The following is a 23,208-nucleotide window of genomic DNA, read 5'->3' as shown; positions in this document are numbered from 1 at the left end:
GGCAGGGACGGGATGTGCAAGCGTGCACGGCGGGAGTGCGCGCCGTCGCGTTGACGGTGTCCGGGGCCGCGTCTAACCCTGCCGGGGGAACCGCTCAGCGGCATCATCGGCGGCGAAGGGGAGAGCGCAGTGACATCGGAACCTGAGGTTCTGCTGGAAGAGAAGGGCGCGGCCGGCATCATCACCCTCAACCGGCCGAAGGCGCTCAACGCGCTTAATCTCGGCATGGTGCGCGAGATCCTGCCCCGACTCAGGGCCTGGGCGAAGGACCCGGCCATCACCCGCATCATCATCAAGGGCGCAGGCGAGAAGGCCTTCTGCGCCGGCGGCGACGTGCGCTCCATCTACGACCTCGGCCGCGGCGGCCGTGCCGGGGAGGCCCTCGCCTTCTTCCGCGAGGAATATGTCCTCAACGACTATATCGGCAGCTTTCCCAAGCCCTATGTGGCGCTCATCGACGGCATCTGCATGGGCGGCGGCTTCGGCCTCTCCGCCCACGGGGCACACCGGGTGGCGGGGGATCGCTATCTCTTCGCCATGCCGGAAGTGAATATCGGCCTTTTCCCGGACGTGGGCGGCACCCATGTGCTGCCGCGCCTGCCCGGCGCCTTCGGCGTGTTCCTGGCGCTGACCGGCACCCGCATCCGTGCCGCCGAGGCGCATGCCTGCGGGCTCGCCACCGACGTGGTCCCCTCCGGCGCCTTCCCCGCGCTGGAGGAAGCCCTTGTCGCCGGCGGCGACGTGGAGCGCATCCTCGCCGACCATCGCGTCGATCCGGGGCCGGGCGCATTCGCCGACCGCGCCGATTTCATCGCCGATGCGTTCGGCCGTGGCACCGTGGAAGCCATCCTCGCCGCGCTCGATCAGGCGGCGGCCGGCGGGACCCATGCGGACTTCGCCGCCGCCACCGCCCGCGAGATGCGCCAGCGCTCCCCCACCAGCCTGTGCATCGCCATGGAGCAGATGCGCCGGGGCGGGGCGCTCGATCTCGGAGAATGCCTGAAGCTGGAATTGCGGGTGGTGACGCGCGTCATGGCCGGCCATGATTTCTATGAGGGTGTGCGCGCGGTCCTCGTCGACCGCGACAACGCCCCGAAATGGCAGCCGTCTCAACTGGAGGATGTGGACAGCGCCGTCATTGCGGCGCATTTCGATCCCATCCCCGACGAACTGGAACTTCTGGCACCCGGTGCATGAGCCATTACGATCCCATTGATGCCAGTGCCCGCGCCCAGTGGGAGAACCTGACGCCCTGGCGGCGGCGGCTGTTCCTGTTCCTGCGCGGCGTCGCGGCCTTCCTGCTCATCGAGGGGATCATCCACTGGGCGGTGATCCTGGGCATCGGCGACGGGCCGGAGAGCCGCTTCGAGGCCATGCCCATGGCGGCCCAGGCCGCCATCATCTGGGCCGCCATCATTGATCCCATCGCCGGCGTCGGGCTGTGGCTGAGGGCGGGGTGGGCCGTGGTGCTGTGGCTCATCGCCACACTGGCGCAGGTGGTGCTCGGCGCCTGGGCGCCGGCGGGCATGACGCGCCTGCTCCTCTTCACCCTGGTGGAACTGGCGCTGGTGGTGGCCTATGCGGTGCTCTCGATCCGCGCCGCGCGCGAAAGCGACCAGGACTGACGCCCGCAGCAACTGACGCCCGCCGGACATGAACACGCGATACGGAGACGTGACCATGAGCGCGACCCTCTGGGCCGGTATGGACGACTATATCGTCGAGCGCCTCCTGCCGGCCGATCCGGTGCTGGAGGAGGTGCTCGCAGCCTCCGCCGAGGCGGGCCTGCCGGCGATCTCCGTCTCGGCGGCGCAGGGACAGATGCTGCACCTCTTCGCCCGTATGATCGGATCGAAGCGCATCCTGGAGATCGGAACGCTGGGCGGCTACAGCGCCATCTTTCTCGCCCGCGCCTTGCCGGCGGACGGCAAGCTGGTGACGCTGGAGTTCGAGCCGCGCCATGCCGATGTGGCGCGCGCGAACCTTGCCCGCGCCGGTCTTGCCGACAAGGTGGACCTGCGCGTGGGCCGGGCCATCGACACCCTGCCCAAGCTGGAGGCGGAAGGGCAGGGGCCGTTCGATTTCATCTTCATCGACGCCGACAAGCCCAGCAATCCGGACTACCTCCACTGGGCGCTCAGGCTGTCGCGTCCGGGCACGGTCATCGTCTGCGACAATGTGGTGCGCAGTGGAAAGGTGCTGGAGGCGGACAGTTCCGACGCCAATGTCATCGGAGTGCGACGCTTCTTCGATCTCGCGGGCGCCGACCCGCGCCTGTCCGCCACGGCCGTCCAGACTGTGGGCGCCAAGGGCTATGACGGTTTCGCGCTGCTGCTGGTGGAGTGAGGCAAGCAAGCGAGGCAAGCAGGTGAGGCAAGACCGGGGGCGCCGGGAGCGGAGGTCCCGGCGCCCCCTCGATCAGGACCAGCTGCCGAGATAGGCGAGCGTCGCGATGACCAGGATGATGGCGACGACGATCCAGTGCCGGGCGGCGAATTGGTGCAGGATCATGGTTTGCGTCAATCGTCGTTGGAGGCGTTGAGATCTTCGGTGCGCAGGCCCTCGTCCTTCGGCACGAGTTGCACGCCCATGGCGCCGCCATTGAGGAAGGCCACGCCTTCCTCCTCGAGCACATGACACAGGCGGGCACGCGTGGAGGCGAGCGATTCCAGCACGCCCGAATCCTTCTCCACCACCTTCACGGTCGGCGCGGTGACACCGGTGCGGTCCGCCAGCTCGTTGCGGGACCAGCCGAGCAGGGCCCGCGCGGCCTTGATCTGGCGTCCGTTCACCATGGAATGCGGCAAGTATCCCCTCCCATCTTGGTGTCCCCTCCCGTTTCAAGCCGGATCGGACGAGCGGTGCCCGTCCGTGTCCGGCCGCGCCCATATGGCGCATGTGCGAAAGAGCCCCGGATGCGTCGGCCTGTCCAGGATCTCCCGCAAGAGGGGCAAGATGGCACGCCCACAGGCGGCCCACAACGCTCGCAGGGGGCGCCGCGACGGTGCTCCGATCAGAACTTCTCGACCCAGGGCCGCAGTTCCATCTCGGCGGTCCAGGCGGAGCGGTGCTGGCGATGCACGGCGAGATAGGTCTCCGCGATGGCGGCGGGATCCAGCCACTTGTCCGGCGGGCCGCTTTCGCCCTCCGTCGCCCAGGACGAGGCGATGCCGCCGTCGATGACGAAGTGGGCCACATGGATGCCGCGCGGCCCAAGCTCGCGGGCCAGCCCCTGCGCGAGGGCGCGCAGCGCGAACTTGGCCATGGCGAACGGCACCGAATGGGGCATGGCCTTCACGCTGGCCGTGGCCCCGGTGAAGAAGAGGGAGCCGGAGCCGCGCTGGAGCATCCGCCGCGCCGCCGCCTGCGCCGTGAGGAAGCCGGCGAAGGCGCCCACCGCGTAGGTGTCCATGACGTCCGCCGGATCAAGCACCTCGATGGGGCCGCGATAGCGCATGGCCGCGTTGAAGACCACGAGGTCGGGGGTGCCGAGGGTGCGGTCCACCTCGGCGAACATGGCCTCGACGGCCTGCGGGCTCTGGGCGTCGGCGGAGATGGCGACGCCACCGGTCTCCGCCGCGAGGGCGGCGAGCTTCTCCACGTCGCGGGCGACGAGGGCCACGCGGAAGCCCTCCTTGGCGAGACGGCGGGCGAGGGCCGCGCTGAGGCCCTTGCCGGCGCCGACGATGACGGCGGTTTCTTGTGTCACGGGCAAACTCCGGCTTGCGGCCGAGCCGCCCGGAGCGGGGCGCTCCGGGCCGAAGGGCGGCCACTCAATCCATCGGGGTACGGGCACAGGCCGGCCCGGCGGTTACATCCGGCCGGGCCGCCGGGGCTCAGGGGGCCGCGAACAGGGGCGTGACGCCCTCGGTGTCGATATAGACGATGCCGTCCTCGATCTTCACCGGATACTGCGCGAGCGGGCTCTCCTTGGGCTCGACGGGGTCACCGCTGTTGAGGTCCCAGGTCCAGAAATGGAGCGGGCAGGTGATGATGGTGCCGTCGAACTCCGCTTCGTTCAGCGGCGTGTTGGAATGCGGGCACACGCCCTGGAACGCCTTGATTTCCCCATTGTCGGGCCAGGCCAGGACGATCAGGTGACTATCGGCGATGACGAGCCGCATGCCGCCTTCGGGCACGGTTTCGGCTTTGCAGACGCGGGTGAACATCTCGAAAAATCTCTCGGGCGAAGAAAAGGGCCAGCAGCGCAGGGGCCTCTCCCATCCGCCTTTGGTGCAAGCCCGCGCGGCGCCTGAGCGAAACCCCTTCGGCACCGGTCGAAGAGACCGGAACCGATGGAATAATGTTCATGATCGCTCCTTGCGCCGCCCGTGGAAAGAGGAAACCGCACCGCACCCGCGCCACGGTGGTGGCGAAACGCGGCGAAATCTGTGAGGCTTGGGGGGCATTTTTCGCGCCGGGGCGGCCTGTCGGCTTCCGGCGCCCCATTTGAGACGGACGTTCGTTCATGATCTTGCCAGACCAAAGCCTGCTCAAGCCGTTCATCGTCCAGCGCCGGGACCAGCTCGCCAAGGCCAAGGCGCGCCGCTCCCTCGGCCAGATCCAGGGCAAGGTCGGCGACATGCCCATGACCCGTGGCTTCCACGGCGCGCTCGCGGCCGCCTTCAAGGCGGGCGGCGCGCCCGCCGTCATCGCCGAGCTGAAGGGCGGCTCGCCGTTTGATCCTTCGTTCCGCACCATGGTGCCCTACAAGCCGCTGGCCGAGGATTTCGAGGCGGTGGGGGCGGCGGCGCTGTCGGTGGCGGTGGAGCGGCAGGCCTTCCGCGGCTCCTATTCGGACCTCGCCACCGTGCGCGGCGCGGTGGGCATTCCGCTCCTGGCGCAGGACATCATCTTCGACCTGTACCAGATCATCGAGGCCCGCCTGTCCGGGGCCGACGCGGTGATGCTGTCCGCCGCCCTGCTGGGCCCGCAGCTGGCCGAGTTCCGCGAGCGTGCGGCCTCCGTGGCCATGGACCCGCTGGTGCAGGTCCACACCCCGGAGGAGGTGGAGGCGGCGCTGGCCGCGGGCGCCGACTTCATCTGCGTGACCAACCGCGACATACATACCTTCGAGCTCAAGCCCGGCACCTGCGAGGCGCTGATCCCGCTGATCCCGCCGGAGAAGGTGTTGGTGGTGGCGGAAGGCGGCCTCGGCACCGCCGCCGACCGCGACCGGCTCGGCGCCGTGGGGGCGAAGGCCCTGCTCATCGGCACCGCCCTGATGAAGGACGAGGACCCGGCCGGCGTCCTGGAACAGGTGCTCGGCATCGAGACCGAAGTCGCGGACTGATCTGGCCCGCTTCCTGCTTGCGAAATGTCAGGGCGCGCCGCTCCGGGCGACGACGGAGCGGCGCGCCACGGCGCATCCGGTGCGCGAACGCTTTGCAGATCAAAGATTTGCGGGCGCCGCGCGGGGCGTCAGTGTGGCTGGAACGGAGGTTCGACGGTGCCGCTCTACAACTTTCATTGTCCCGAGTGCGACAAGGATTGCGAACTGCTGGTCGGCGCGTCGGAAACGCCGGTGTGCCCGTCCTGCGGCGGCCAGAAGATGGAGCAGATGATCGGCCGCATCGCGCCAGAGGCGAAGCTCGCGGCGGCTGCCAAGGTGTGGCGGGCCCAGGCATCGCGCGAAGGCCACACCAGCAATTTCAGCACGCCGGGGCGAAAGCGATAGATCGCGCATCCGGGGCCACCCTCGTTCGCGTTCGGGGAGGCGGCGGGCTCGCCCACCGCTCCCCTCCCGTCGCTCCCCGCGTCAGCGCCCCAATCCATGGCCGGTGCCGCCGCTGACCGCATTGCCCGTCCCGCCGACGGGTCTATAAGGCGCCATGCCTGCCTTGAACGCCGCCCCTGATTCCGACCCCCTTCACGTCCTGCGTCACGTCTTCGGCTACGACGCGTTCCGCGGGCGGCAGAAAGAAATCGTCGAGCATGTGGCGGCAGGGGGCGATGCCCTGGTGCTGATGCCCACCGGCGGCGGCAAGTCCCTGTGCTACCAGGTGCCGGCGCTGGTGCGTCCGGGCACCGCCATCGTCGTCTCCCCCCTCATCGCGCTCATGCACGACCAGGTGCAGGCCCTGCGCCAGCTGGGGGTCAAGGCGGCCATGCTCAATTCGTCGCTGGCCCCCGGCGAGGCGCGGCAGGTGGAGCGGGCGCTCGCCATGGGCGAGCTCGATTTGCTCTACGTGGCGCCCGAACGGCTTCTGACCGACAGCTTCCTTACCCTGCTGGACGGCGCGCACCTCTCCCTCTTCGCCATCGACGAGGCGCATTGCGTCTCCCAGTGGGGGCACGATTTCCGGCCCGAATACCGCCAGCTCACGATCCTGCACGAACGTTTCCCTGGCGTGCCGCGCCTCGCCCTCACCGCCACGGCGGATGGCCCGACCCGCCGCGAGATCATGGAACGGCTGGCCCTGGAGGATGGGCGGGTCTTCCTCTCCTCCTTCGACCGGCCGAACATCCGCTACCGCATCGTACCCAAGTCCAACCCGCGGGCGCAGCTGCGCGCCTTCCTCGACGACCACGCGGACGAGGCGGGCATCGTCTATTGCATGAGCCGCGCGAAGGTGGAAGCGACCGCCGAGATCCTATCCACCGAGGGGCGCACCGCGCTGCCCTACCATGCCGGCCTCGACGCCGACACCCGCGCCCGCCACCAGGATCGCTTCCTGAAGGAGGAGGGGGTGGTGATGGTGGCCACCGTCGCCTTCGGCATGGGCATCGACAAGCCGGACGTGCGCTTCGTGGTCCATCTCGACCTGCCCAAGAGCATCGAGGCCTATTACCAGGAGACCGGCCGCGCCGGGCGCGACGGCCTGCCGTCCGAGGCCCTGCTCCTTTATGGGGTGGAGGACGTGGCGAAGCTGATCCAGTTCGTGGAATCCTCCGACGTGCCGGAGGCGAGGAAGCGCGTGGAGCGCGGCAAGCTCGATGCGCTGCTGGGCCTGTGCGAGACCGCGAGTTGCCGCCGTCAGGTGCTGCTGAAATATTTCGAGGAGGACCTCGATGAGCCCTGCGGCAATTGCGACACCTGCCTCTCGCCCCCGCGCACCTTCGATGGCACCGAGGCGGCCCAGAAGCTGCTCTCCTGCGTCTACCGTACCGGCGAGCGCTTCGGCGCCGGGCATGTCATCGACGTGCTGCGCGGCGACGCCAACGAGAAGGTGCTGAAATTCGGCCACGACAAGCTCTCCACCTTCGGCATCGGCAAGGATTTTTCACGGGACGAGTGGCGCGCCATCGTCCGCCAGCTGGTGGCCATGGGTCATCTGTGGGTGGATGTGGAGGGCCATGGAAGTCTCGGCCTCACCGAGAAATGCCGTGCCGTGCTGCGCGGCGCCGAGAAAGTGGAGCTGAAGGCGGAGGCCCGCGCCCGTCCGGCCCGGACCACCGGCGGAGCGCGGGGGCCGGGGCCGGTCCTGTCCGATCCCGCCGACGAGGCCCTGTTTCGCAAACTCAAGGGGCTGCGCCTGGAGATCGCGCGCGCCCAGGGCGTGCCGCCCTATGTGATCTTCCATGACACGACGCTGCTGGAGATGGTGCGGGTCCGCCCCCGCTCGCTCACGGGGCTCGGGGATGTCTCCGGCGTCGGCGAGGCCAAGCTGGAGCGCTACGGCCCGCATTTCCTTGAGGTGATCAAGGAGGGGTGAGGCTGCTCAGGGGGCGGCGGCGCGGGCGAGCAGGTCCAGCGCCTCCAGCACCGCGAGCCGGCGGATCTCGGTGCGGCCGGGATCGCCGAAGCGCTTCTCCCGGTGCTCCACCGTGCCATCCCTGCGGGCGCAGGCGAAATGGACGAGGCCCACCGGCTTTTCCGCCGAGCCGCCGCCCGGCCCGGCAATGCCGGTGATGGCCACCGCCGCATCGACGCCCGCCGCGTTCAGCGCGCCCACCGCCATGGCGCGGGCCGTCGCCTCGCTCACCGCGCCATGGGCCGCGAGGGTCGCCTCGGGCACGCCGAGCATCGCCATCTTGGCGGCGTTGGAATAGGTCACGAACCCCCGGTCCACCACGTCGGAGGAACCGGGCACCTCGGTCAGGGCGCCCGCCACGAGGCCGCCGGTGCACGATTCCGCCGTGGCGAGGGTCTGGCCGCGGGCGCGGAACGCCTCCAGCACCGCGACGGCGCGCGCATAGGTTTCGTCGTTCACGCATCGACCTCCCTGTTCCCGCCTGCCGGCGCGCGGCCACCGCGCAAACCCGGCCTTTTCAACAGATCCGTGATCGCGGGGCCCCTTCGTTTGCATTCGACGGGCCGGCCGCTATAGTCCCGCCGCCCCGCCGAACCCCGGCGCGGCAGGGATTCCCACCACCGACCGAACGAGGACGCAAATGTTCATTACGCCCGCTTTCGCCCAAGGCGCCACGGGAGCCGGCGGCGGGGCCGACATGCTCATTCAGCTTGCTCCGTTCCTGCTGATCTTCGTGGTGATGTATTTCCTGATCCTGCGGCCGCAGCAGAAGCGTGCCAAGGCCCACCAGGAAATGGTCGGCGCCCTGCGCCGCGGCGACGTCATCGTCACTGCCGGCGGCCTCGTCGGCAAGGTGACCAAGGTGGTGGACGAGAACGAGATCGAGCTGCAGATCGCCGACAATGTCCGCGTCCGGCAGCTGCGCACCCAGATCGCCACCGTCCGCGCCAAGGGCGAGCCGGCCAAGGACGAAGCGCCCGCGGCCTGAGCTGCCGCCCGATTCCTTTTTGAGATAAGCGCGCGACATGCTGCATTTCTCCCGCCTCAAGACCACGGCGATTCTCCTCACCATCGCCGTGGGACTGCTGTTCGCGTTGCCGAACGTCCTGCCCCAGAGCGCGCTGGCATATCTGCCCACCTGGCTGGCCTCCAGCCGCGTGACGCTGGGGCTCGACCTTCAGGGCGGCTCGCACATCCTGCTCGAGGTGGACGGCGCGGCGCTGCGCAAGGAGCGCACGGAACAGGTGCGCGACGAGGTGCGCCGCGTCCTGCGCGACCAGAAAATCGGCTATTCCAACCTCGCCGTGCGCGACACCACGGTGAGCCTGCGCCTGCGCGATGCCGCCGACACCCAGAAGGCGGTCACCGAGCTGCGCAAGCTGGCGGCGCCGGTGACCAACGCGCTGTTCGGCAATTCCTCCGGCGAGATGGACCTTCTGGTCTCCTCCGGCTCCGACGGCGCCGTGACCGTGCAACTCACCGATGCCGGGCTTACCGCCCGCATGCGCTCGGCCGTCGACCAGTCCATCGAGATCATCCGCCGGCGTATCGACCAGCTCGGCACGGTGGAGCCCAACATCCAGCGCCAGGGCATCGACCGCATCCTGGTCCAGGTGCCCGGCCTTCAGGACCCCCAGCGGCTGAAGAACCTGCTCGGCCAGACCGCCAAGCTCTCCTTCCGCATGGTCGATCAGTCCATGTCGCCGCAGCAGGCGCTGGAAGGCCGCCCGCCGCCGGAATCGGAGGTGCTGCAGGGCCAGGACGGCCAGCCCTACCTCGTCGAGAAGCAGGTGCGCGTGTCCGGTGAGGATCTCGTGGATGCCCAGCCGGGCTTCGACCAGAACTCCCGCGAGCCCATCGTCTCCTTCCGCTTCAACAACAATGGCGCCCGTCGCTTCGCCGCCACCACGCAGGATGCGGTGGGCCGGCCCTTCGCCATCGTGCTCGACAACCAGGTGATCTCCGCGCCGGTGATCCGCGAGCCCATCCTCGGCGGCTCCGGGCAGATCTCCGGCTCCTTCACCGTCCAGCAGGCCAACGACCTCGCCATCCTGCTGCGTGCCGGCGCGCTGCCCGCCCCGCTCAAGGTGGTGGAGGAGCGCACGGTGGGCCCGAGCCTCGGCGCCGATTCCATCAATGCCGGCAAGACCGCCGCCTATGTGGCCGGCGGGCTCGTGGCGGTGTTCATGATCGGCGTCTACGGCCTGTTCGGCCTGTTCGCGCTGGTGGCGCTCGTCGTCCACATCATCCTCATGTTCTCGCTGCAATCGGTGCTGGGCGCGACGCTGACCCTGCCGGGCATCGCCGGCGTGGTGCTCACCATCGGCATGGCGGTGGATTCGAACGTGGTCATCTTCGAGCGCATGCGCGACGAGGCACGGGAAGGCCGCTCCGCCATCTCGGCGATCGACAAGGGCTTCGTGAACGCGCTGGGCACCATCCTCGACGCCAACATCACGGCGCTGGCCACGGCCGTGATCCTGTTCCTCATGGGTGGCTCAGGCCCGGTGCGCGGCTTTGCCGTCACCTATATTCTCGGCCTTCTGACCACCATGTTCACCGCCTATACCCTGACGCGACTGATGATCGCCTATTGGGTGAAGTGGCGGCGGCCAGCGAAGCTGCCCATTTGAAAGTGCGCCGCACATGCCCCTGATCGACTACATTCCGGCGCAGACCAACATCCACTTCATGCGCCTGCGCCACTGGACGTTCCCGTTCTCGGCGGTGCTGTCCCTCGTCGCCGTGCTCCTGTTCGCGACCATGGGCTTCAATCTCGGCATCGACTTCCGGGGTGGCACCCTCATCGAGGCGCAGACCAGCCAGCCGGCAGCGGACATCGGCGCCCTGCGCGAGCATCTGACCGACCTCGATGTGGGCGACGTGCAGATCCAGGAGTTCGGCTCGCCCCGCGACGTGCTGATCCGCGTCGGCGCGTTCGGTGCCAGCGACGAGGCCCAGCAGGCGATCATCACCAAGGTGCGCGACGTCCTGGGCGCGGAATACTCCGTCCGCCGGGTGGAAACGGTGGGCCCGAGCGTATCAGGCGAGCTGGTGCGCCAGTCCACGCTCGCCCTGGTGCTCGGCGCGGTGGCGATCCTCGCTTATCTGTGGTTCCGCTTCGAGTGGCAGTTCGCCGTGGGCGCCATCGTGACGACGATGCACGACATCTTCGTCACGCTGATGATCTACTCGGCCTTCGGCATTGATTTCGACCTGACGTCCATCGCGGCCATCCTGACCATCATGGGCTATTCGCTCAACGATACGGTGGTGGTGTACGATCGTATCCGCGAGATGCTGCGCCGCTACAAGAAGCTTCCCCTTCCGGACCTGCTGGACATCGCGGTGAACGCGACCTTCTCGCGGACCATCATCGTTTCCACCACCACCTTCTTCGCCACCCTGGCCCTGTATTTCTTCGGCGGCGAGGTGCTGCGCGGCTTCTCGCTGGCCATGATGGTGGGCGTGGTGATCGGCACCTATTCCACCATCTTCGTGGCCGCGCCCATCCTCATCCATCTTGGCCTGCGCTCGCAGACCGTCGCCGGTCCCGCCAAGGAGGAGCCGGAGGCCGTGCTGGGTGTGGACGAGGCGGCCAAGCTCTCCGAGGCCGAAGCCGCAATCGTGGACGAGCCCATCGCTCCGGCCCCGGCCAAATCCTCCGGCAAGGGCGTGGCGAAGGGGGGCAAGCGCCCGCCGGCCCGTCCCGCCAAGGCGTGATCCGGTGGGAAGCCCGTCCGGCGCGCCTTTCTTCCCCCGGCAGGTCACCATAGACGGCTATGGCGACAGCTTCTTCCACTTCGCCGGCATGTCCCATGCCGGCTCCATCCTCGCCCTTCCCTCGGGCATCCGCCCCTGGGCACCGCTGCGGATGGCGGATGTGGACACCGCTGCCCTCGCGCCCATCCTCGCCGAGGCGGGCGCATTCGAGCTGCTGCTCCTCGGCACCGGACGCGATCCGGCGCATCTCAAGGAGCCGCTGAAGCAGCTGCTGCGGGAACAGGGCCTGCGCTTCGAGCTGATGCCGACGGCGAGCGCCGCCTCCACCTACAACGTGCTGCTCGGCGAGGGTCGCCGCGTGGGCGCGGCCCTCATCGCCGTCTGAGCCCGGGCCGTGCCGGACGAGATCGCGCCCGACATCGCCACCCTCGACGCGGCCTATGCCTATTGCGCCGAGCAGGTCCGCGCCCAGGACCGCGACCGCTTCCTCGCCGCCTTGTTCGCGCCGGAGGACAAGCGCCGGCACCTCCTCGCCCTTTATGCCTTCAACCTGGATGTGGCGCGGGTGCGCGAGGTGGTGCGCGAGGCGTTGCCCGGCGAGGTGCGCCTCGCCTGGTGGCGGGAGGTGATCGAGGGGCAGGGACGGGGTTCGGTGGAAGGCCACCCCATCGCCGCGGCGCTGCTCGATACGGCCGAGCGCTTCGCTCTCCCGCGTGCCAGCCTGATTGCGCTGGTGGATGCGCGCATCTTCGACCTCTATGACGATCCCATGCCCAAGGTCGTGGACCTGGAGGGCTATGCGGGGGAGACCGCCGCCGCGCTGCTCCAGCTGTCTGCCCTCGTGCTGTCCCCCCAGGCCGCATCCGGGACGGGGGATCTCTCGGGCCATGGCGGCGTTGCCATTGCCATGACCGGCCTCATGCGCGCCTTTCCCATCCATGCGGCGCGCGGGCAATGCTACCTGCCCCTCGATCTCCTCGCGCGCCACGGCATCGGCCGGGACGAGGCGGTCTCGGGCAAGGCGTCGCCGGCGCTGCTGGCTGCGCTTTCGGACCTGAGGGCCGAGGCGAAGCGCCATCTTGGGGCCGCACGCGAGGCTGCAGCACGATTGGGCCCGGCGGCGGCGTTCGCCGCGCCCTATCTGCCGCTGGCGCTGGTTCCGGGCGACCTCAAGGCGCTGGCGCGGGTGCGCGACCCCTTCCAGGAGGTGGCTGGCCTGTCCCCGTTCCGCCGCCAGTTCGCGCTCTGGCGCGGCTCGCGCCGGGCCGCGGCCGGAAAGGTCTGGTTCTGAGCCAGGTCTGTCGCCTTGCGCAAATCCGGACGCCAAAGCACCGCACACGTTTGCCGGAATCGCTCTCGTGGCGGGCCGATCCGCGTGGGCCTGTGGCTTCGCGCCTCACGCCGCCGGGCGGGTGATCCGGTCCGTCAGATTGAGCCGTCCGCGCGCAATCTCGGCCACCTGGAGGCGCACCGCTTCCGAGCCCGCCAGCACGTCGAGCATCTCGATCTGGTTGCGGGCGATGAGCAGCAGCAGGTCATCCCTCACCGCGCCGTCGGCGCCGTGGGGCAAGGCTTCCACGAGCTGGAGCTGGTCGAGATGGGGCCGGTCGGGCAGCGCCTGCGCGAGGTGCGCCCGCAGCGCCTCCACCGTCACCGGCTCGCGCGGGGCCACGAAGGCATAGAGTCCCACCTTGCCGCCCAGGGTCTGGAAATCGGCCATGTGCACCTCGGCCACCGCCGGATGGGCGGCCAGCGCCGCGGCGATGCGCGGGGCTACCTGCGTCACCCGTGGACCGCGCCCCTCGGTATCCGAATAGGACAGGAGCCGCCGCGTGACGAAGCGGTAGACCTTCTTGCCCGTGGCCATCCAGATGCGGGTGGGCAGGCTTTTGGTGGCCAGCACCTTCTTTTCGCGCGCCGTGAGCGCGTCCGGGCAATAGGTGCGCTTGTGCTTCAAGAGGTGGCGAATGTCCTCATAGGCCAGCACCCGGCCGAGCTTCCAGCGCCGGCTGATGGGCAGGGCCAGCTGGAAATCCATGAGCCAGGCTTCGCCATCGGCCCCGCGTAGCCAGTTCTGCTGCTTGGCGAGATCGTTGTGGACATAGCCGGCGGCATGCAGCGTATGCAGCGCCGCGCGCGCCGAGCGGAAGAAATGAAGGTCGCCCGTGGGCCGCGCGATCTGCAGCGGCGCGCCCTCCACCCAGCCGCGCACCAGGAAGCGGTCGCCCACGGCCAGCAGCGGCGTGGTCACGCCGGTCCGGGTCACGCGCTCCAGCGCTTTGACCTCGAACGCGGCAAGACGCCGGGCCAGCGGCCCGAGCCAGAGCGAGACCTCGTTCCAGCGCCGACGCACGGCGGGCCACGGCTTGCCGTTGCGGTCGGTCCAGGTGCCTCGCTCGACCGTGGAGAAGACGTCGCGCTTCAGCACCGTGTCCACGGCGAAACGGGCCGGATCGGCGTGATATTCCACGGGAGGCGGCGGGCTCGAAATACGCGGCATCGGCGCCTCTTAAGCCGCCCGGGCCGGCGTGTCGAGCCACGCCGCCATGTGGGCGAGGGCGCGGGCGGCCATCGCCTTCTTCCTGGCGAGGGTCTTCTCCGCGCCCCGCAGGCGCTTGCCGGGCTCGCCGCGGGTGGCTTCCTCCAGCGGCGGGAACAGGCCGAAATTGATGTTCATGGGCTGGAACGAGCGCGGCGCCCCGGCCTCCTCCGCCTCCACGTGCCCGCCGGTGATGTGGGCGAGCAGCGCCCCGTGTGCCGTGGTGAGCGGGGGCGGCACGATGACCTCGCCCCTCCGCTCGGCCGCCGCGAAGCGCCCGGCCATCAGGCCCACGGCCGCGCTTTCCACATAGCCCTCGCAGCCGGTGATCTGTCCGGCAAAGCGCAGGCGCGGGTCGGCCTTCAGCCGCAGCGTGCCGTCGAGCAGGCGCGGGGAGTTGAGATAGGTATTGCGGTGGAGCCCGCCGAGCCGCGCGAATTCCGCATTCTCCAGCCCGGGAATGGTGCGGAAGATGCGCGCCTGCTCACCGTGGCGCAGCTTCGTCTGGAAGCCCACCATGTTGTAGAGCGTGCCCAGCTTGTTGTCCTGCCGCAGCTGGACGATGGCGTAGGCCTTCACGGTGGGCGCGTGCGGGTTGGTGAGGCCCACAGGCTTCATGGGGCCGAAGCGCAGGGTCTCGCGGCCGCGCGCGGCCATCACCTCGATGGGCAGGCAGCCGTCGAAATAGGGCGTCCTGGCCTCGAAGTCGCGCATGGGCGCCTTCTCTCCGGCAATCAGCGCGTCCACGAAGGCGTGGTACTGGGCCTCGTCCAGCGGGCAGTTGATGTAGTCCGCGCCCGTGCCTCCGGGCCCCGGCTTGTCGTAGCGCGACTGGAACCAGGCCTTGCCCATGTCGATGGAGTCGAAATGCACGATGGGCGCGATGGCATCGAAGAAGGCGAGCGCCGTTTCGCCGGTCAGCGAAAGGATGGCCTCGGCGAGCGCCGGCGAGGTGAGGGGGCCGGTGGCAAGGATCACCTTGTCCCAGTCGGCTGGCGGCAGTGCGGTGAGTTCCTCGCGGCGGATCTCGATGAGGGGGTGGCCTTCGAGCGCCTGTGTGACGGCGCGGGAGAAGCCTTCGCGATCCACGGCCAGAGCGCCGCCCGCGGGCACCTGGTTGCGGTCGGCCGCGGCGAGGATGAGGGAACCGGCCTGCCGCATTTCGGCATGCAGCACGCCCACCGCATTGCCCTCCGGATCGTCGGAGCGGAAGGAATTGGAGCAGACCAGCTCGGCGAGGCCGTCGGTCAGGTGGGCGTCGGTGGTGCGCTGGGGCCGCATCTCGTGCAGCACCACGGGAACGCCGCGGCTCGCGATCTGCCAGGCCGCCTCCGATCCGGCGAGGCCGCCGCCGACGACGTGGACGGGCTCGGCTGTCTCGGGCATGGCTCCTCCGCTCCGCCGGGGAAGGGGGCCTTGCGGCCGGGGCGCGGCGGGAGGAGCCATGTGCCACAGGCGCGCCAGAAACTTCAACCCCCGCGCGGGATCTGGCATCCGGAAAACGAAAATGGCCCCGAGCGGGGCCATTGTCGACGTCCGGCCAGGAGGGCCGGGCTATGTCGGCGTCGTCGGATCAGATGCCGGCGGAGGCGTGCCGGGCGAGGGCACGGATCTCGCTGCGCGACACGTTGATGTCGGCGAGGCTGCGATCATCGAGCTTGGACAGCTCAGTGACAGTGCGATTATACGTCTGCCACCGGCGGAACTGGCGAGCCAGGAAACCCCAGAGCAACATTGGTCTTCTCCACTTTGCGGAAGCTTCACTCTGCTTCCGCGACTTTCGCCTCCTAGATACGCCCTCTTGCTGCAATGCCATAGATCTGATCATGCAATGCAGCATTGCGGAGTGTGCATGGAGCGCACGGTTGAGACGAGCGGGCCGCCATCGCGGTGCGACCGGAAACGCCGAGCCTCCGACCACAAGAACGACTTTGCATCTTGCACCGATGATGGCCGCTCTTGCCGGTCGCGCTCCAAACGGCGATCTGGCCCGGACGCCTCCCGGTCAGGGGCGACGCGCAGGCCCCCGCGAGTGTCGTCGCGGGGCTATCAGGCTTCGGACAGGTCCTGCCGGAGGAGCGGTTCCCCGCATCGCCGGGCCGCAACGCCACGGCGCAAGCCCGAAGCCACGAAAGCCGGGAAGTCCAGCCCCTTTCCCGGCCCAGCCTACTCCGCGGCTTGCCGACGCCGCCCCCGGGGGCGGGGTGCTGCCCTGGCCGGCGCGGTGTGCTCCTCGACCGCACTCTCCGAGAGATTAGCCGGCGGCTCATCTTCCCCCGCCTTGATCGCTGCGGCTGTCGCTGCAGCTGTCTTGGTCGCCAACGGCTTGCGGGCATCGGCCTTCCGGCTCGCCGGCTTTTGCGTCGAAGGCGCCTTGGCCATGGGGCGCCGCGCCAGGACTTCCGCGAGGAAGTGCCCGGTGTGGGAGCGCGGGTGCTGCGCCACCTGTTCGGGCGTGCCCGCCACAACGATCTCGCCGCCCCCGTCTCCCCCTTCGGGACCCAGATCGAGAATCCAGTCAGCGGTCTTGATGACTTCCAGATTGTGCTCGATCACCACCACCGTGTTGCCCTGCTCCACCAGTTCGTGCAGCACCTCGAGCAGCTTCTTCACATCGTGGAAGTGCAGGCCCGTGGTGGGCTCGTCGAGGATGTAGAGGGTGCGGCCGGTGGCGCGCTTGGACAACTCCTTGGACAGCTTCACCCGCTGCGCCTCGCCGCCGGACAGCGTGGTCGCCTGCTGGCCGACCTTGATGTAGTCGAGCCCCACGCGATGCAGGGTTTCCAGCTTCTCGCGGACGGAAGGCACCGCCTTGAAGAACTGCGCGCCCTCTTCCACCGTCATGTCCAGCACGTCGGCGATGGACTTGTTCTTGAAGGTGACCTCCAGGGTCTCGCGGTTGTAGCGCTTGCCCTTGCAGACATCGCACGTGACATAGACGTCCGGCAGGAAGTGCATCTCGATCTTGAGGACGCCGTCGCCCTGGCAGGCCTCGCAGCGCCCGCCCTTCACGTTGAAGGAGAAGCGCCCGGCGCCGTAGCCGCGCGCCTTGGCCTCGGGCAGCCCCGAAAACCACTCGCGGATCGGCGTGAAGGCACCCGTATAGGTGGCGGGATTTGAGCGCGGGGTCCGGCCGATGGGCGACTGATCGATGTCGATGACCTTGTCGAGATGCTCGAGCCCCTCCAGCCGGTCGTACGGGGCGGGGGCCTCGCTGGCGCCGTTCAGCCGCCGCGCCACCGCCTTGTACAGCGTGTCGATGAGAAGCGTGGATTTGCCACCCCCCGACACGCCGGTGATGCAGGTGAACAGGCCGAGGGGGATCTCCGCCGTCACGTCCTTCAGATTGTTGCCCCGCGCGCCCGAAAGCTTGAGCACGCGCTTGGAGTTGGGCTTGCGCCGCGCCGGCACGCCCACGGACAGTTGGCCGGTGAGATACTGGCCGGTGAGGGAATTAGGGTCGGCCAGGATCTCGGCCGGCGTTCCCTGGGCCACGATGCGCCCGCCATGGATGCCCGCGCCGGGCCCCACATCCACCACATAGTCGGCGGCGAGGATGGCGTCCTCGTCATGCTCCACCACGATCACCGTATTGCCGAGGTCGCGCAGGTGCTTCAACGTATCCAGGAGACGGGCATTGTCGCGCTGGTGCAGGCCGATGGAAGGCTCGTCCAGCACATAAAGCACGCCGGTCAGGCCCGAGCCGATCTGCGAGGCGAGACGGATGCGCTGGCTCTCGCCGCCGGACAGGGTTCCGGAGGCCCGGGCGAGCGTGAGATATTCGAGCCCCACATCCAGCAGGAAGACCAGCCGCTCGCGGATCTCCTTGAGGATCCGCCCGGCAATCTCGTTCTGCTTGTCGGTGAGCGCGCCCGGCAGGGCCTCGAACCACGCGGATGCCGCCCGGACCGAAAGCTCGCCCACCTCGCCGATATGCCTGCCGGCCACCTTCACGGCGAGGGCCTCCGGCTTCAGGCGGTAGCCCGAGCAGGCTTTGCACGGAACGGTCGAGAAATATTTGGAGATTTCCTCCCGCGCCCAGTCGCTGTCCGTTTCCTTCCAGCGCCGGTCCAGGTTACGCACCACGCCCTCGAAGGTCTTGGAAGTCTCGTAGGCCCGCATGCCGTCATCGTAGGAAAAGGTGATCTTCTCGTCGCCGGAGCCATAGAGCAGCACCGCCTTCGCCTTCTCCGGCAGGTCGGCGAACGGCACGTTGAGCTTGAAATGGAAGTGCTTCGCCAGCGCGTCCAGGGTCTGGCCGTAATAAGGCGACGTGGATTTCGCCCATGGGGCGATGGCGCCCTGCTTCAGCGAGCGCATCCGGTCCGGCACCACGAGGTCCGGGTCGATGGTCTGCTCGACGCCGAGACCGTCGCAGGCCGGGCAGGCGCCGAAAGGATTGTTGAAGGAGAAGAGGCGCGGCTCGATCTCGGAAATGGTGAAGCCGGAAACCGGGCAGGCGAATTTCTCCGAGAACAGGATGCGTCGCGGCTCCCCCGCCTCGTCCTTCTCGTCGGCATACTCCGCCACCGCGATGCCATCCGCCAGCGCGAGCGCCGTCTCGAAGCTGTCGGCGAGGCGCGCCGCCAGATCCGGCCGCACCACGATACGATCCACCACCACGTCGATGTCGTGCTTGAACTTCTTGTCGAGGGCCGGCGCCTCCGCGATCTCGTGGAACGCCCGGTCAATCTTCACCCGCTGGAAGCCCTTCTTCATCCATTCGGCAAGTTCCTTGCGGTACTCACCCTTGCGCCCGCGCACCACCGGCGCGAGCAGGTACAGCCGCGTGCCTTCGGGAAGGGCCAGCGTGCGGTCCACCATCTGCGAGACGGTCTGGCTTTCGATGGGCAGGCCGGTGGCGGGGGAATAAGGCACGCCCGTGCGCGCCCACAGGAGGCGCATGTAATCGTAGATCTCCGTCACGGTGCCGACAGTCGAGCGCGGATTCTTGGAGGTGGTCTTCTGCTCGATGGAAATGGCCGGCGACAGGCCGTCGATCTGGTCCACGTCCGGCTTCTGCATCATCTCCAGGAACTGGCGCGCATAGGCCGAGAGGCTTTCCACATATCGGCGCTGGCCTTCCGCATAGATGGTGTCGAAGGCGAGCGAGCTCTTGCCCGAGCCGGAAAGCCCGGTGAATACCACCAGACTGTCGCGCGGGATTTCGAGATCCACATTCTTCAGATTGTGCTCGCGCGCACCGCGCACCGTGAGGGTGCGGGCATCCCGGCGGCCGGCAATGTCAGGGGCGGTTGCCGCCCGCTTGGGAAAGGCGCGATCAGACATGGATTTCCATTGGCGCCCAAAGGCGCGGAAGGATCAGGGCAGAAGGGCAACGCCCCGGGCCGGGAAGCGGCCCGGGGTCATGGCCTGAATGTAGTCGACCGTGTGCAATGCGGTAGAGAACATATCAGGAACCAGAGCCCGCCGCCAGCCAAAAATCCAGGGCGCCCGGAATCGGCGGTGAAGATGGAGCTTGCATCGGGATGGCGGAACAGCTAGGAACACAACGTGAACAGTAGGTGGGCATCAGTGTGCCGGAGCGCGGGTTCGCGTGGCACATCATGGGGAAAAGTCGGCTTTTGGCTGGCCTGCGGCTCAGGGGGCGGTAGGGTGCGGCGAACAGGCGACCACGAGCGAGGAGCGGCAGGATGGCCGGCAGCGTCAACAAGGTGATCCTGATCGGCAATCTCGGCCGGGATCCGGAGGTTCGCAGCTTCCAGAGCGGTGGACGGGTGTGCAACCTGCGCATTGCCACTTCCGAAAGCTGGCGTGACAAGGCCACCGGCGAGCGGAAAGACCGGACCGAATGGCACGCCGTGTCCATCTACAATGAAAACCTGATCGGTGTGGCCGAGCGTTTTCTCAAGAAGGGCTCGAAGGTCTATCTTGAGGGCCAGCTCGAGACCCGCAAGTACGAGAAGGACGGCCGCGATGTCTACACGACGGAGGTGGTGCTGCGGCCCTACCGGGGTGAGTTGACCCTGCTCGACGGGCGCGGCGAGGGCTCCGGTGCGGGTGCCGGGGGTGACGACTATGCCGGCGGCTCGGATTTCGGATCGGCAAGCCCCATGGGCGGCGGCTATGGCGGTGGCTCGGGGGGCGCGCGCCGGTCGCCTCCGCCGTCGGGGGGCGGCTCCGGCAGCGGGCGCCCTGCAGCGGATCTCGACGACGAGATTCCGTTCTGACGGGCTCCGGCGCGCGCTTCCCGGTAAGGACAAGCGTGCGCGAGATTGGCGGTCGCTGGCGGGTCGGGCCGGGACGCCTTGGGATTGCAGGACGATGGCGTGGCGCGACATCGCTTTCGGGAGCGCTGTTTTTGACCTTTGAGGGCGGTTTCGACGCAAAAGGGTCAAATTGCGGGCATGTGCCGCCGGAAGTGGCTAATAAGTAATTGAAAATAAAGAATTAAAAATCGTTGCGTCGGAGGGGTTTCTCTGGCGTCGCAGAGGTGAATCGGCTAGAAGGAAAGCTCGCGTTCCACGATTGAGAGTGTTGACTTTTGGCCGATTCCGAGACGCCGAAGCCCGGCGGCGAGCCGCCGTCCGATATCCGGCCCGTTTCCATCACGGAGGAGCTGTCGCGCTCCTACCTCGACTATGCGATGAGCGTCATCGTCGCCCGGGCGCTGCCCGACGTGCGCGACGGCCTGAAGCCGGTGCATCGGCGCATCCTGTTCTCCATGCACGAGAACGGGTACGAGTGGAACAAGTCCTATCGCAAGTCGGCCCGCGTGGTGGGCGATGTCATCGGTAAATACCATCCCCACGGTGACCAGTCGGTCTACGACGCCCTCGTGCGCATGGCGCAGACCTTCGCCATGCGGGTGCCGCTGGTGGACGGGCAGGGCAATTTCGGCTCGGTGGACGGCGACGCCCCGGCGGCCATGCGCTACACCGAGGTCCGCCTCGAGAAGGTGACGAACGCGCTCCTCGACGACCTCGACAAGGACACCGTCGACTACCAGGACAATTACGACAATTCCGAGCATGAGCCGAGCGTCCTGCCGGCCAAGTTCCCGAACCTGCTGGTGAATGGCGCCGGCGGCATCGCCGTGGGCATGGCCACCAACATCCCGCCGCACAATCTCGGCGAGATCGTCGACACCACCGTCGCCCTGCTCGACGATCCGACCCTCGAGCCCGAGGCGCTGCTCGACCTGCTGCCAGGGCCGGACTTCCCCACCGGCGCGCTCATTCTCGGCCGCACCGGCATCCGCCAGGCCTATCTCACCGGCCGCGGCTCCATCCTGATGCGGGCCAAGGTGGCCATCGAGACCATACGCAAGGAGCGCGAGGCGCTCATCGTCACCGAGATCCCCTATCAGGTGAACAAGGCGACGATGATCGAGAAGATGGCCGAGCTGGTGCGCGACAAGCGCATCGAGGGCATCTCCGAGATCCGCGACGAGAGCGACCGGGACGGCATGCGCGTGGTCATCGAGATCAAGCGCGACGCCCAGGCCGATGTGGTGCTGAACAACCTCTACCGCCTGACCCTGCTCCAGACCTCGTTCGGCGTGAACATGGTGGCGCTCTCCGGCGGCAAGCCGGGGGTGCTCACCCTCCACGATGTGCTCACCGCCTTCATCGCCTTCCGCGAGGAGGTCATCAGCCGGCGCACCAAGTTCCTGCTGCGCAAGGCCCGTGACCGGGCCCACGTCCTGGTGGGCCTCGCCATCGCCGTTGCCAATATCGACGAGGTGATCCGCCTCATCCGCACCGCGCCGGACCCGGCGAGCGCCCGCGAGGCGCTGATGGCGCGCGACTGGCCGGCCAAGGACATGGCCCCCCTGATCGCCCTCATCGCCGACCCGCGCCACAAGCTGGGCGACGACGGCACCTATCGCCTGTCGGCCGAGCAGGCCCGCGCCATCCTCGACCTGCGCCTGCAGCGCCTGACTGCCCTCGGCCGCGACGAGATCGCCGAGGAACTGGACAAGCTCGCCGCCGAGATCGCCGACTATCTCGACATTCTCGCCAGCCGGCCGCGCATGCGCGCCATCATCCGGGCCGAGCTCATCGCCATCAAGGACGAGTTCGGCACGCCCCGGCGCACCGAGATCGTGGAAGGCTTCGGCGACCTCGAGGACGAGGACCTGATCCAGCGCGAGGAGATGGTCGTCACCGTCTCCCACGCCGGCTACATCAAGCGCGTGCCGCTTTCCACCTACCGGGCGCAACGCCGCGGCGGCAAGGGCCGCTCCGCCATGCAGACGCGGGACGAGGATTTCGTCACCCGCCTGTTCGTGGCCTCCACCCACGCGCCGGTGCTGTTCTTCTCCTCCAAGGGGCAGGTCTACAAGCTGAAGGTGTGGCGCCTGCCGCTGGCGGCACCGCAGGCCCGCGGCAAGGCACTCATCAATATCCTGCCGCTGGAGCAGGATGAGCGCATCACCTCCGTCGTGCTGCTGCCGGAGAAGGACGACGAGAACGAGCGGCTCCAGATCATGTTCGCCACCACCGGCGGCACGGTGCGGCGCAATGCCCTGACCGATTTCGCCCAGGTGAACCGCAACGGCAAGATCGCCATGAAGCTCGCCGAGGGCGAGGCCATCGCCGACGTGGGCCTGTGCACCGAGGACGACGACGTGCTGCTCACCACGGCGGCCGGCGCGTGCATCCGCTTCCCGGTCACGGAGGTGCGCGTGTTCAAGGGCCGCGACAGCGTGGGCGTGCGCGGCATCCGGCTGGAGGACGGCGACAAGATCATCTCCATGGCCATCATCCGCCATGTGGACGCCCCGGCCGAGGAACGCCTCGCCTACATCAAGCGTCGGCGCGCCCTGGCGGGCGAGGTGGTGGAAGCCGGAGAGGTGGACGCAGAGGAAGGGGCTGCCGGCGACGGGCCGCTCGGCCAGGACCGCTATGTGAAGATGAGCGAGGCAGAGCAGTTCATCCTCACCGTCTCCGAGAACGGCTACGGCAAGCGCACCTCGTCCTACGAGTATCGGGTGACCGGACGCGGCGGCAAGGGCATCGTCGCCATGGCGGTGAACGAGCGCAATGGCCGCCTGGTCGCCTCCTTCCCGGTGGAGGACCAGGACCAGATCATGCTCGTGACCGACGGCGGCCAGCTCATACGCTGCCCGGTGGATGGCATCCGCATCGTCGGCCGGGCGAGCCAGGGCGTCATCGTGTTCGACACCGCGGAAGGCGAGCGCGTCGTCTCCGTGGAGCACATCAGCGACGATGCCGGGGCCGAGAATGGCGACGGCGACGACGCGGGTGAGGCGTCCGAGGCCTGAGC

General features: G+C 68.4%; 21 protein-coding genes. 13 read left to right on the top strand and 8 right to left on the bottom strand.

All coding sequences use genetic code 11. From position 1 onward, the window contains the following. Positions 1 to 129: 129 nt before the first annotated feature. Genes K9U40_RS00320 through K9U40_RS00310 form a run of 3 tightly spaced genes read left to right on the top strand, consistent with a single transcriptional unit; the run spans position 130 to position 2,346 of the window. Positions 130 to 1,197 carry an enoyl-CoA hydratase/isomerase family protein gene (locus K9U40_RS00320; RefSeq protein ID WP_282888324.1) on the top strand — a complete coding sequence of 356 codons (1,068 nt, stop codon included), beginning with the start codon at positions 130 to 132 and terminating at the stop codon, positions 1,195 to 1,197. Next, on the top strand, positions 1,194 to 1,625 hold the full coding sequence (locus K9U40_RS00315) for a DUF6163 family protein (protein WP_282888323.1): 432 nt from the start codon (positions 1,194 to 1,196) through the stop codon (positions 1,623 to 1,625). The genes K9U40_RS00320 and K9U40_RS00315 overlap by 4 nt, the downstream gene beginning before the upstream one ends. Before the next feature lie 55 nt (positions 1,626 to 1,680). Then, on the top strand, positions 1,681 to 2,346 hold the full coding sequence (locus K9U40_RS00310) for an O-methyltransferase (RefSeq protein ID WP_282888322.1): 666 nt from the start codon (positions 1,681 to 1,683) through the stop codon (positions 2,344 to 2,346). 173 nt (positions 2,347 to 2,519) lie between these two features. Here the strand turns inward: K9U40_RS00310 and K9U40_RS00305 are convergent, their stop codons facing one another. The 3 genes from K9U40_RS00305 to K9U40_RS00295 all read right to left on the bottom strand — a co-directional run bounded on the left by K9U40_RS00305 (position 2,520) and on the right by K9U40_RS00295 (position 4,169). Then, positions 2,520 to 2,807: a helix-turn-helix domain-containing protein gene (locus tag K9U40_RS00305; RefSeq protein ID WP_282888321.1), complete on the bottom strand. Its 288-nt coding sequence runs from the start codon at positions 2,805 to 2,807 to the stop codon at positions 2,520 to 2,522. Positions 2,808 to 3,013: 206 nt separating this feature from the next. Continuing rightward, positions 3,014 to 3,709: an SDR family NAD(P)-dependent oxidoreductase gene (locus K9U40_RS00300; protein WP_282888320.1), complete on the bottom strand. Its 696-nt coding sequence runs from the start codon at positions 3,707 to 3,709 to the stop codon at positions 3,014 to 3,016. A 127-nt stretch (positions 3,710 to 3,836) separates the two neighbouring features. Beyond that, positions 3,837 to 4,169, bottom strand: a complete 333-nt coding sequence (locus K9U40_RS00295; protein WP_282888319.1) for a Rieske 2Fe-2S domain-containing protein — start codon at positions 4,167 to 4,169, stop codon at positions 3,837 to 3,839. Positions 4,170 to 4,468: 299 nt separating this feature from the next. Here K9U40_RS00295 and K9U40_RS00290 point away from each other — a divergent pair, with 299 nt between their 5' ends. The 3 genes from K9U40_RS00290 to recQ all read left to right on the top strand — a co-directional run bounded on the left by K9U40_RS00290 (position 4,469) and on the right by recQ (position 7,655). Next, positions 4,469 to 5,293, top strand: a complete 825-nt coding sequence (locus tag K9U40_RS00290) for an indole-3-glycerol phosphate synthase TrpC (RefSeq protein WP_282888318.1) — start codon at positions 4,469 to 4,471, stop codon at positions 5,291 to 5,293. Positions 5,294 to 5,449: 156 nt separating this feature from the next. Then, positions 5,450 to 5,677, top strand: coding sequence for an FmdB family zinc ribbon protein (locus tag K9U40_RS00285; RefSeq protein WP_282888317.1), 228 nt, complete (start codon positions 5,450 to 5,452; stop codon positions 5,675 to 5,677). Between the two features lie 154 nt (positions 5,678 to 5,831). Then, positions 5,832 to 7,655, top strand: coding sequence for a DNA helicase RecQ (gene recQ, locus K9U40_RS00280; RefSeq protein WP_282888316.1), 1,824 nt, complete (start codon positions 5,832 to 5,834; stop codon positions 7,653 to 7,655). 6 nt (positions 7,656 to 7,661) lie between these two features. Here recQ and K9U40_RS00275 read toward each other — a convergent pair whose 3' ends face one another. After that, on the bottom strand, positions 7,662 to 8,153 hold the full coding sequence (locus K9U40_RS00275) for a CinA family protein (RefSeq protein WP_282888315.1): 492 nt from the start codon (positions 8,151 to 8,153) through the stop codon (positions 7,662 to 7,664). A gap of 181 nt (positions 8,154 to 8,334) precedes the next feature. On the opposite strand from K9U40_RS00275, the gene yajC reads away from it, so the two are divergent. The 5 genes from yajC to K9U40_RS00250 are packed head-to-tail and all read left to right on the top strand — an operon-like array spanning position 8,335 to position 12,708. After that, positions 8,335 to 8,682, top strand: coding sequence for a preprotein translocase subunit YajC (yajC, locus tag K9U40_RS00270; RefSeq protein ID WP_282888314.1), 348 nt, complete (start codon positions 8,335 to 8,337; stop codon positions 8,680 to 8,682). Between the two features lie 37 nt (positions 8,683 to 8,719). Then, positions 8,720 to 10,327, top strand: a complete 1,608-nt coding sequence (gene secD, locus K9U40_RS00265; RefSeq protein ID WP_282888313.1) for a protein translocase subunit SecD — start codon at positions 8,720 to 8,722, stop codon at positions 10,325 to 10,327. A gap of 13 nt (positions 10,328 to 10,340) precedes the next feature. Further along, positions 10,341 to 11,417: a protein translocase subunit SecF gene (secF, locus tag K9U40_RS00260; RefSeq protein ID WP_282888312.1), complete on the top strand. Its 1,077-nt coding sequence runs from the start codon at positions 10,341 to 10,343 to the stop codon at positions 11,415 to 11,417. A 4-nt stretch (positions 11,418 to 11,421) separates the two neighbouring features. Next, a complete protein-coding gene (locus K9U40_RS00255; protein ID WP_282888311.1) occupies positions 11,422 to 11,802 on the top strand; it encodes an Mth938-like domain-containing protein in 381 nt (126 codons plus the stop codon). Positions 11,803 to 11,811: 9 nt separating this feature from the next. Next, a complete protein-coding gene (locus K9U40_RS00250) occupies positions 11,812 to 12,708 on the top strand; it encodes a phytoene/squalene synthase family protein (protein ID WP_282888310.1) in 897 nt (298 codons plus the stop codon). A 105-nt stretch (positions 12,709 to 12,813) separates the two neighbouring features. Here K9U40_RS00250 and K9U40_RS00245 read toward each other — a convergent pair whose 3' ends face one another. From K9U40_RS00245 to uvrA, 4 genes are all read right to left on the bottom strand, one after another. Then, positions 12,814 to 13,917 carry a serine/threonine protein kinase gene (locus K9U40_RS00245; RefSeq protein WP_282888309.1) on the bottom strand — a complete coding sequence of 368 codons (1,104 nt, stop codon included), beginning with the start codon at positions 13,915 to 13,917 and terminating at the stop codon, positions 12,814 to 12,816. A 9-nt stretch (positions 13,918 to 13,926) separates the two neighbouring features. Next, positions 13,927 to 15,342 carry a methylenetetrahydrofolate--tRNA-(uracil(54)-C(5))-methyltransferase (FADH(2)-oxidizing) TrmFO gene (trmFO, locus tag K9U40_RS00240; RefSeq protein WP_282888308.1) on the bottom strand — a complete coding sequence of 472 codons (1,416 nt, stop codon included), beginning with the start codon at positions 15,340 to 15,342 and terminating at the stop codon, positions 13,927 to 13,929. A gap of 187 nt (positions 15,343 to 15,529) precedes the next feature. Further along, complete coding sequence (locus tag K9U40_RS00235; protein ID WP_282888307.1) at positions 15,530 to 15,691, bottom strand: DUF1127 domain-containing protein; 162 nt, start codon at positions 15,689 to 15,691, stop codon at positions 15,530 to 15,532. Positions 15,692 to 16,122: 431 nt separating this feature from the next. Beyond that, positions 16,123 to 19,245, bottom strand: coding sequence for an excinuclease ABC subunit UvrA (gene uvrA / locus K9U40_RS00230; RefSeq protein WP_282888306.1), 3,123 nt, complete (start codon positions 19,243 to 19,245; stop codon positions 16,123 to 16,125). Between the two features lie 365 nt (positions 19,246 to 19,610). Between uvrA and ssb the strand changes: the two genes are divergently transcribed. Both ssb and gyrA read left to right on the top strand, forming a co-directional pair. Then, entirely contained in the window at positions 19,611 to 20,147 is a 537-nt protein-coding gene (ssb, locus tag K9U40_RS00225) for a single-stranded DNA-binding protein (RefSeq protein ID WP_282888305.1), read from the top strand. Between the two features lie 314 nt (positions 20,148 to 20,461). Next, on the top strand, positions 20,462 to 23,206 hold the full coding sequence (gene gyrA, locus K9U40_RS00220) for a DNA gyrase subunit A (protein WP_282888304.1): 2,745 nt from the start codon (positions 20,462 to 20,464) through the stop codon (positions 23,204 to 23,206). Positions 23,207 to 23,208 lie beyond the last annotated feature (2 nt).

This window comes from Xanthobacter autotrophicus (assembly GCF_030015065.1).
Lineage (GTDB): Bacteria > Pseudomonadota > Alphaproteobacteria > Rhizobiales > Xanthobacteraceae > Xanthobacter > Xanthobacter autotrophicus_D.
The sequence above is the reverse complement of the archived record's forward strand: the minus strand, read 5'-3'. Positions and strand labels throughout refer to the sequence as shown.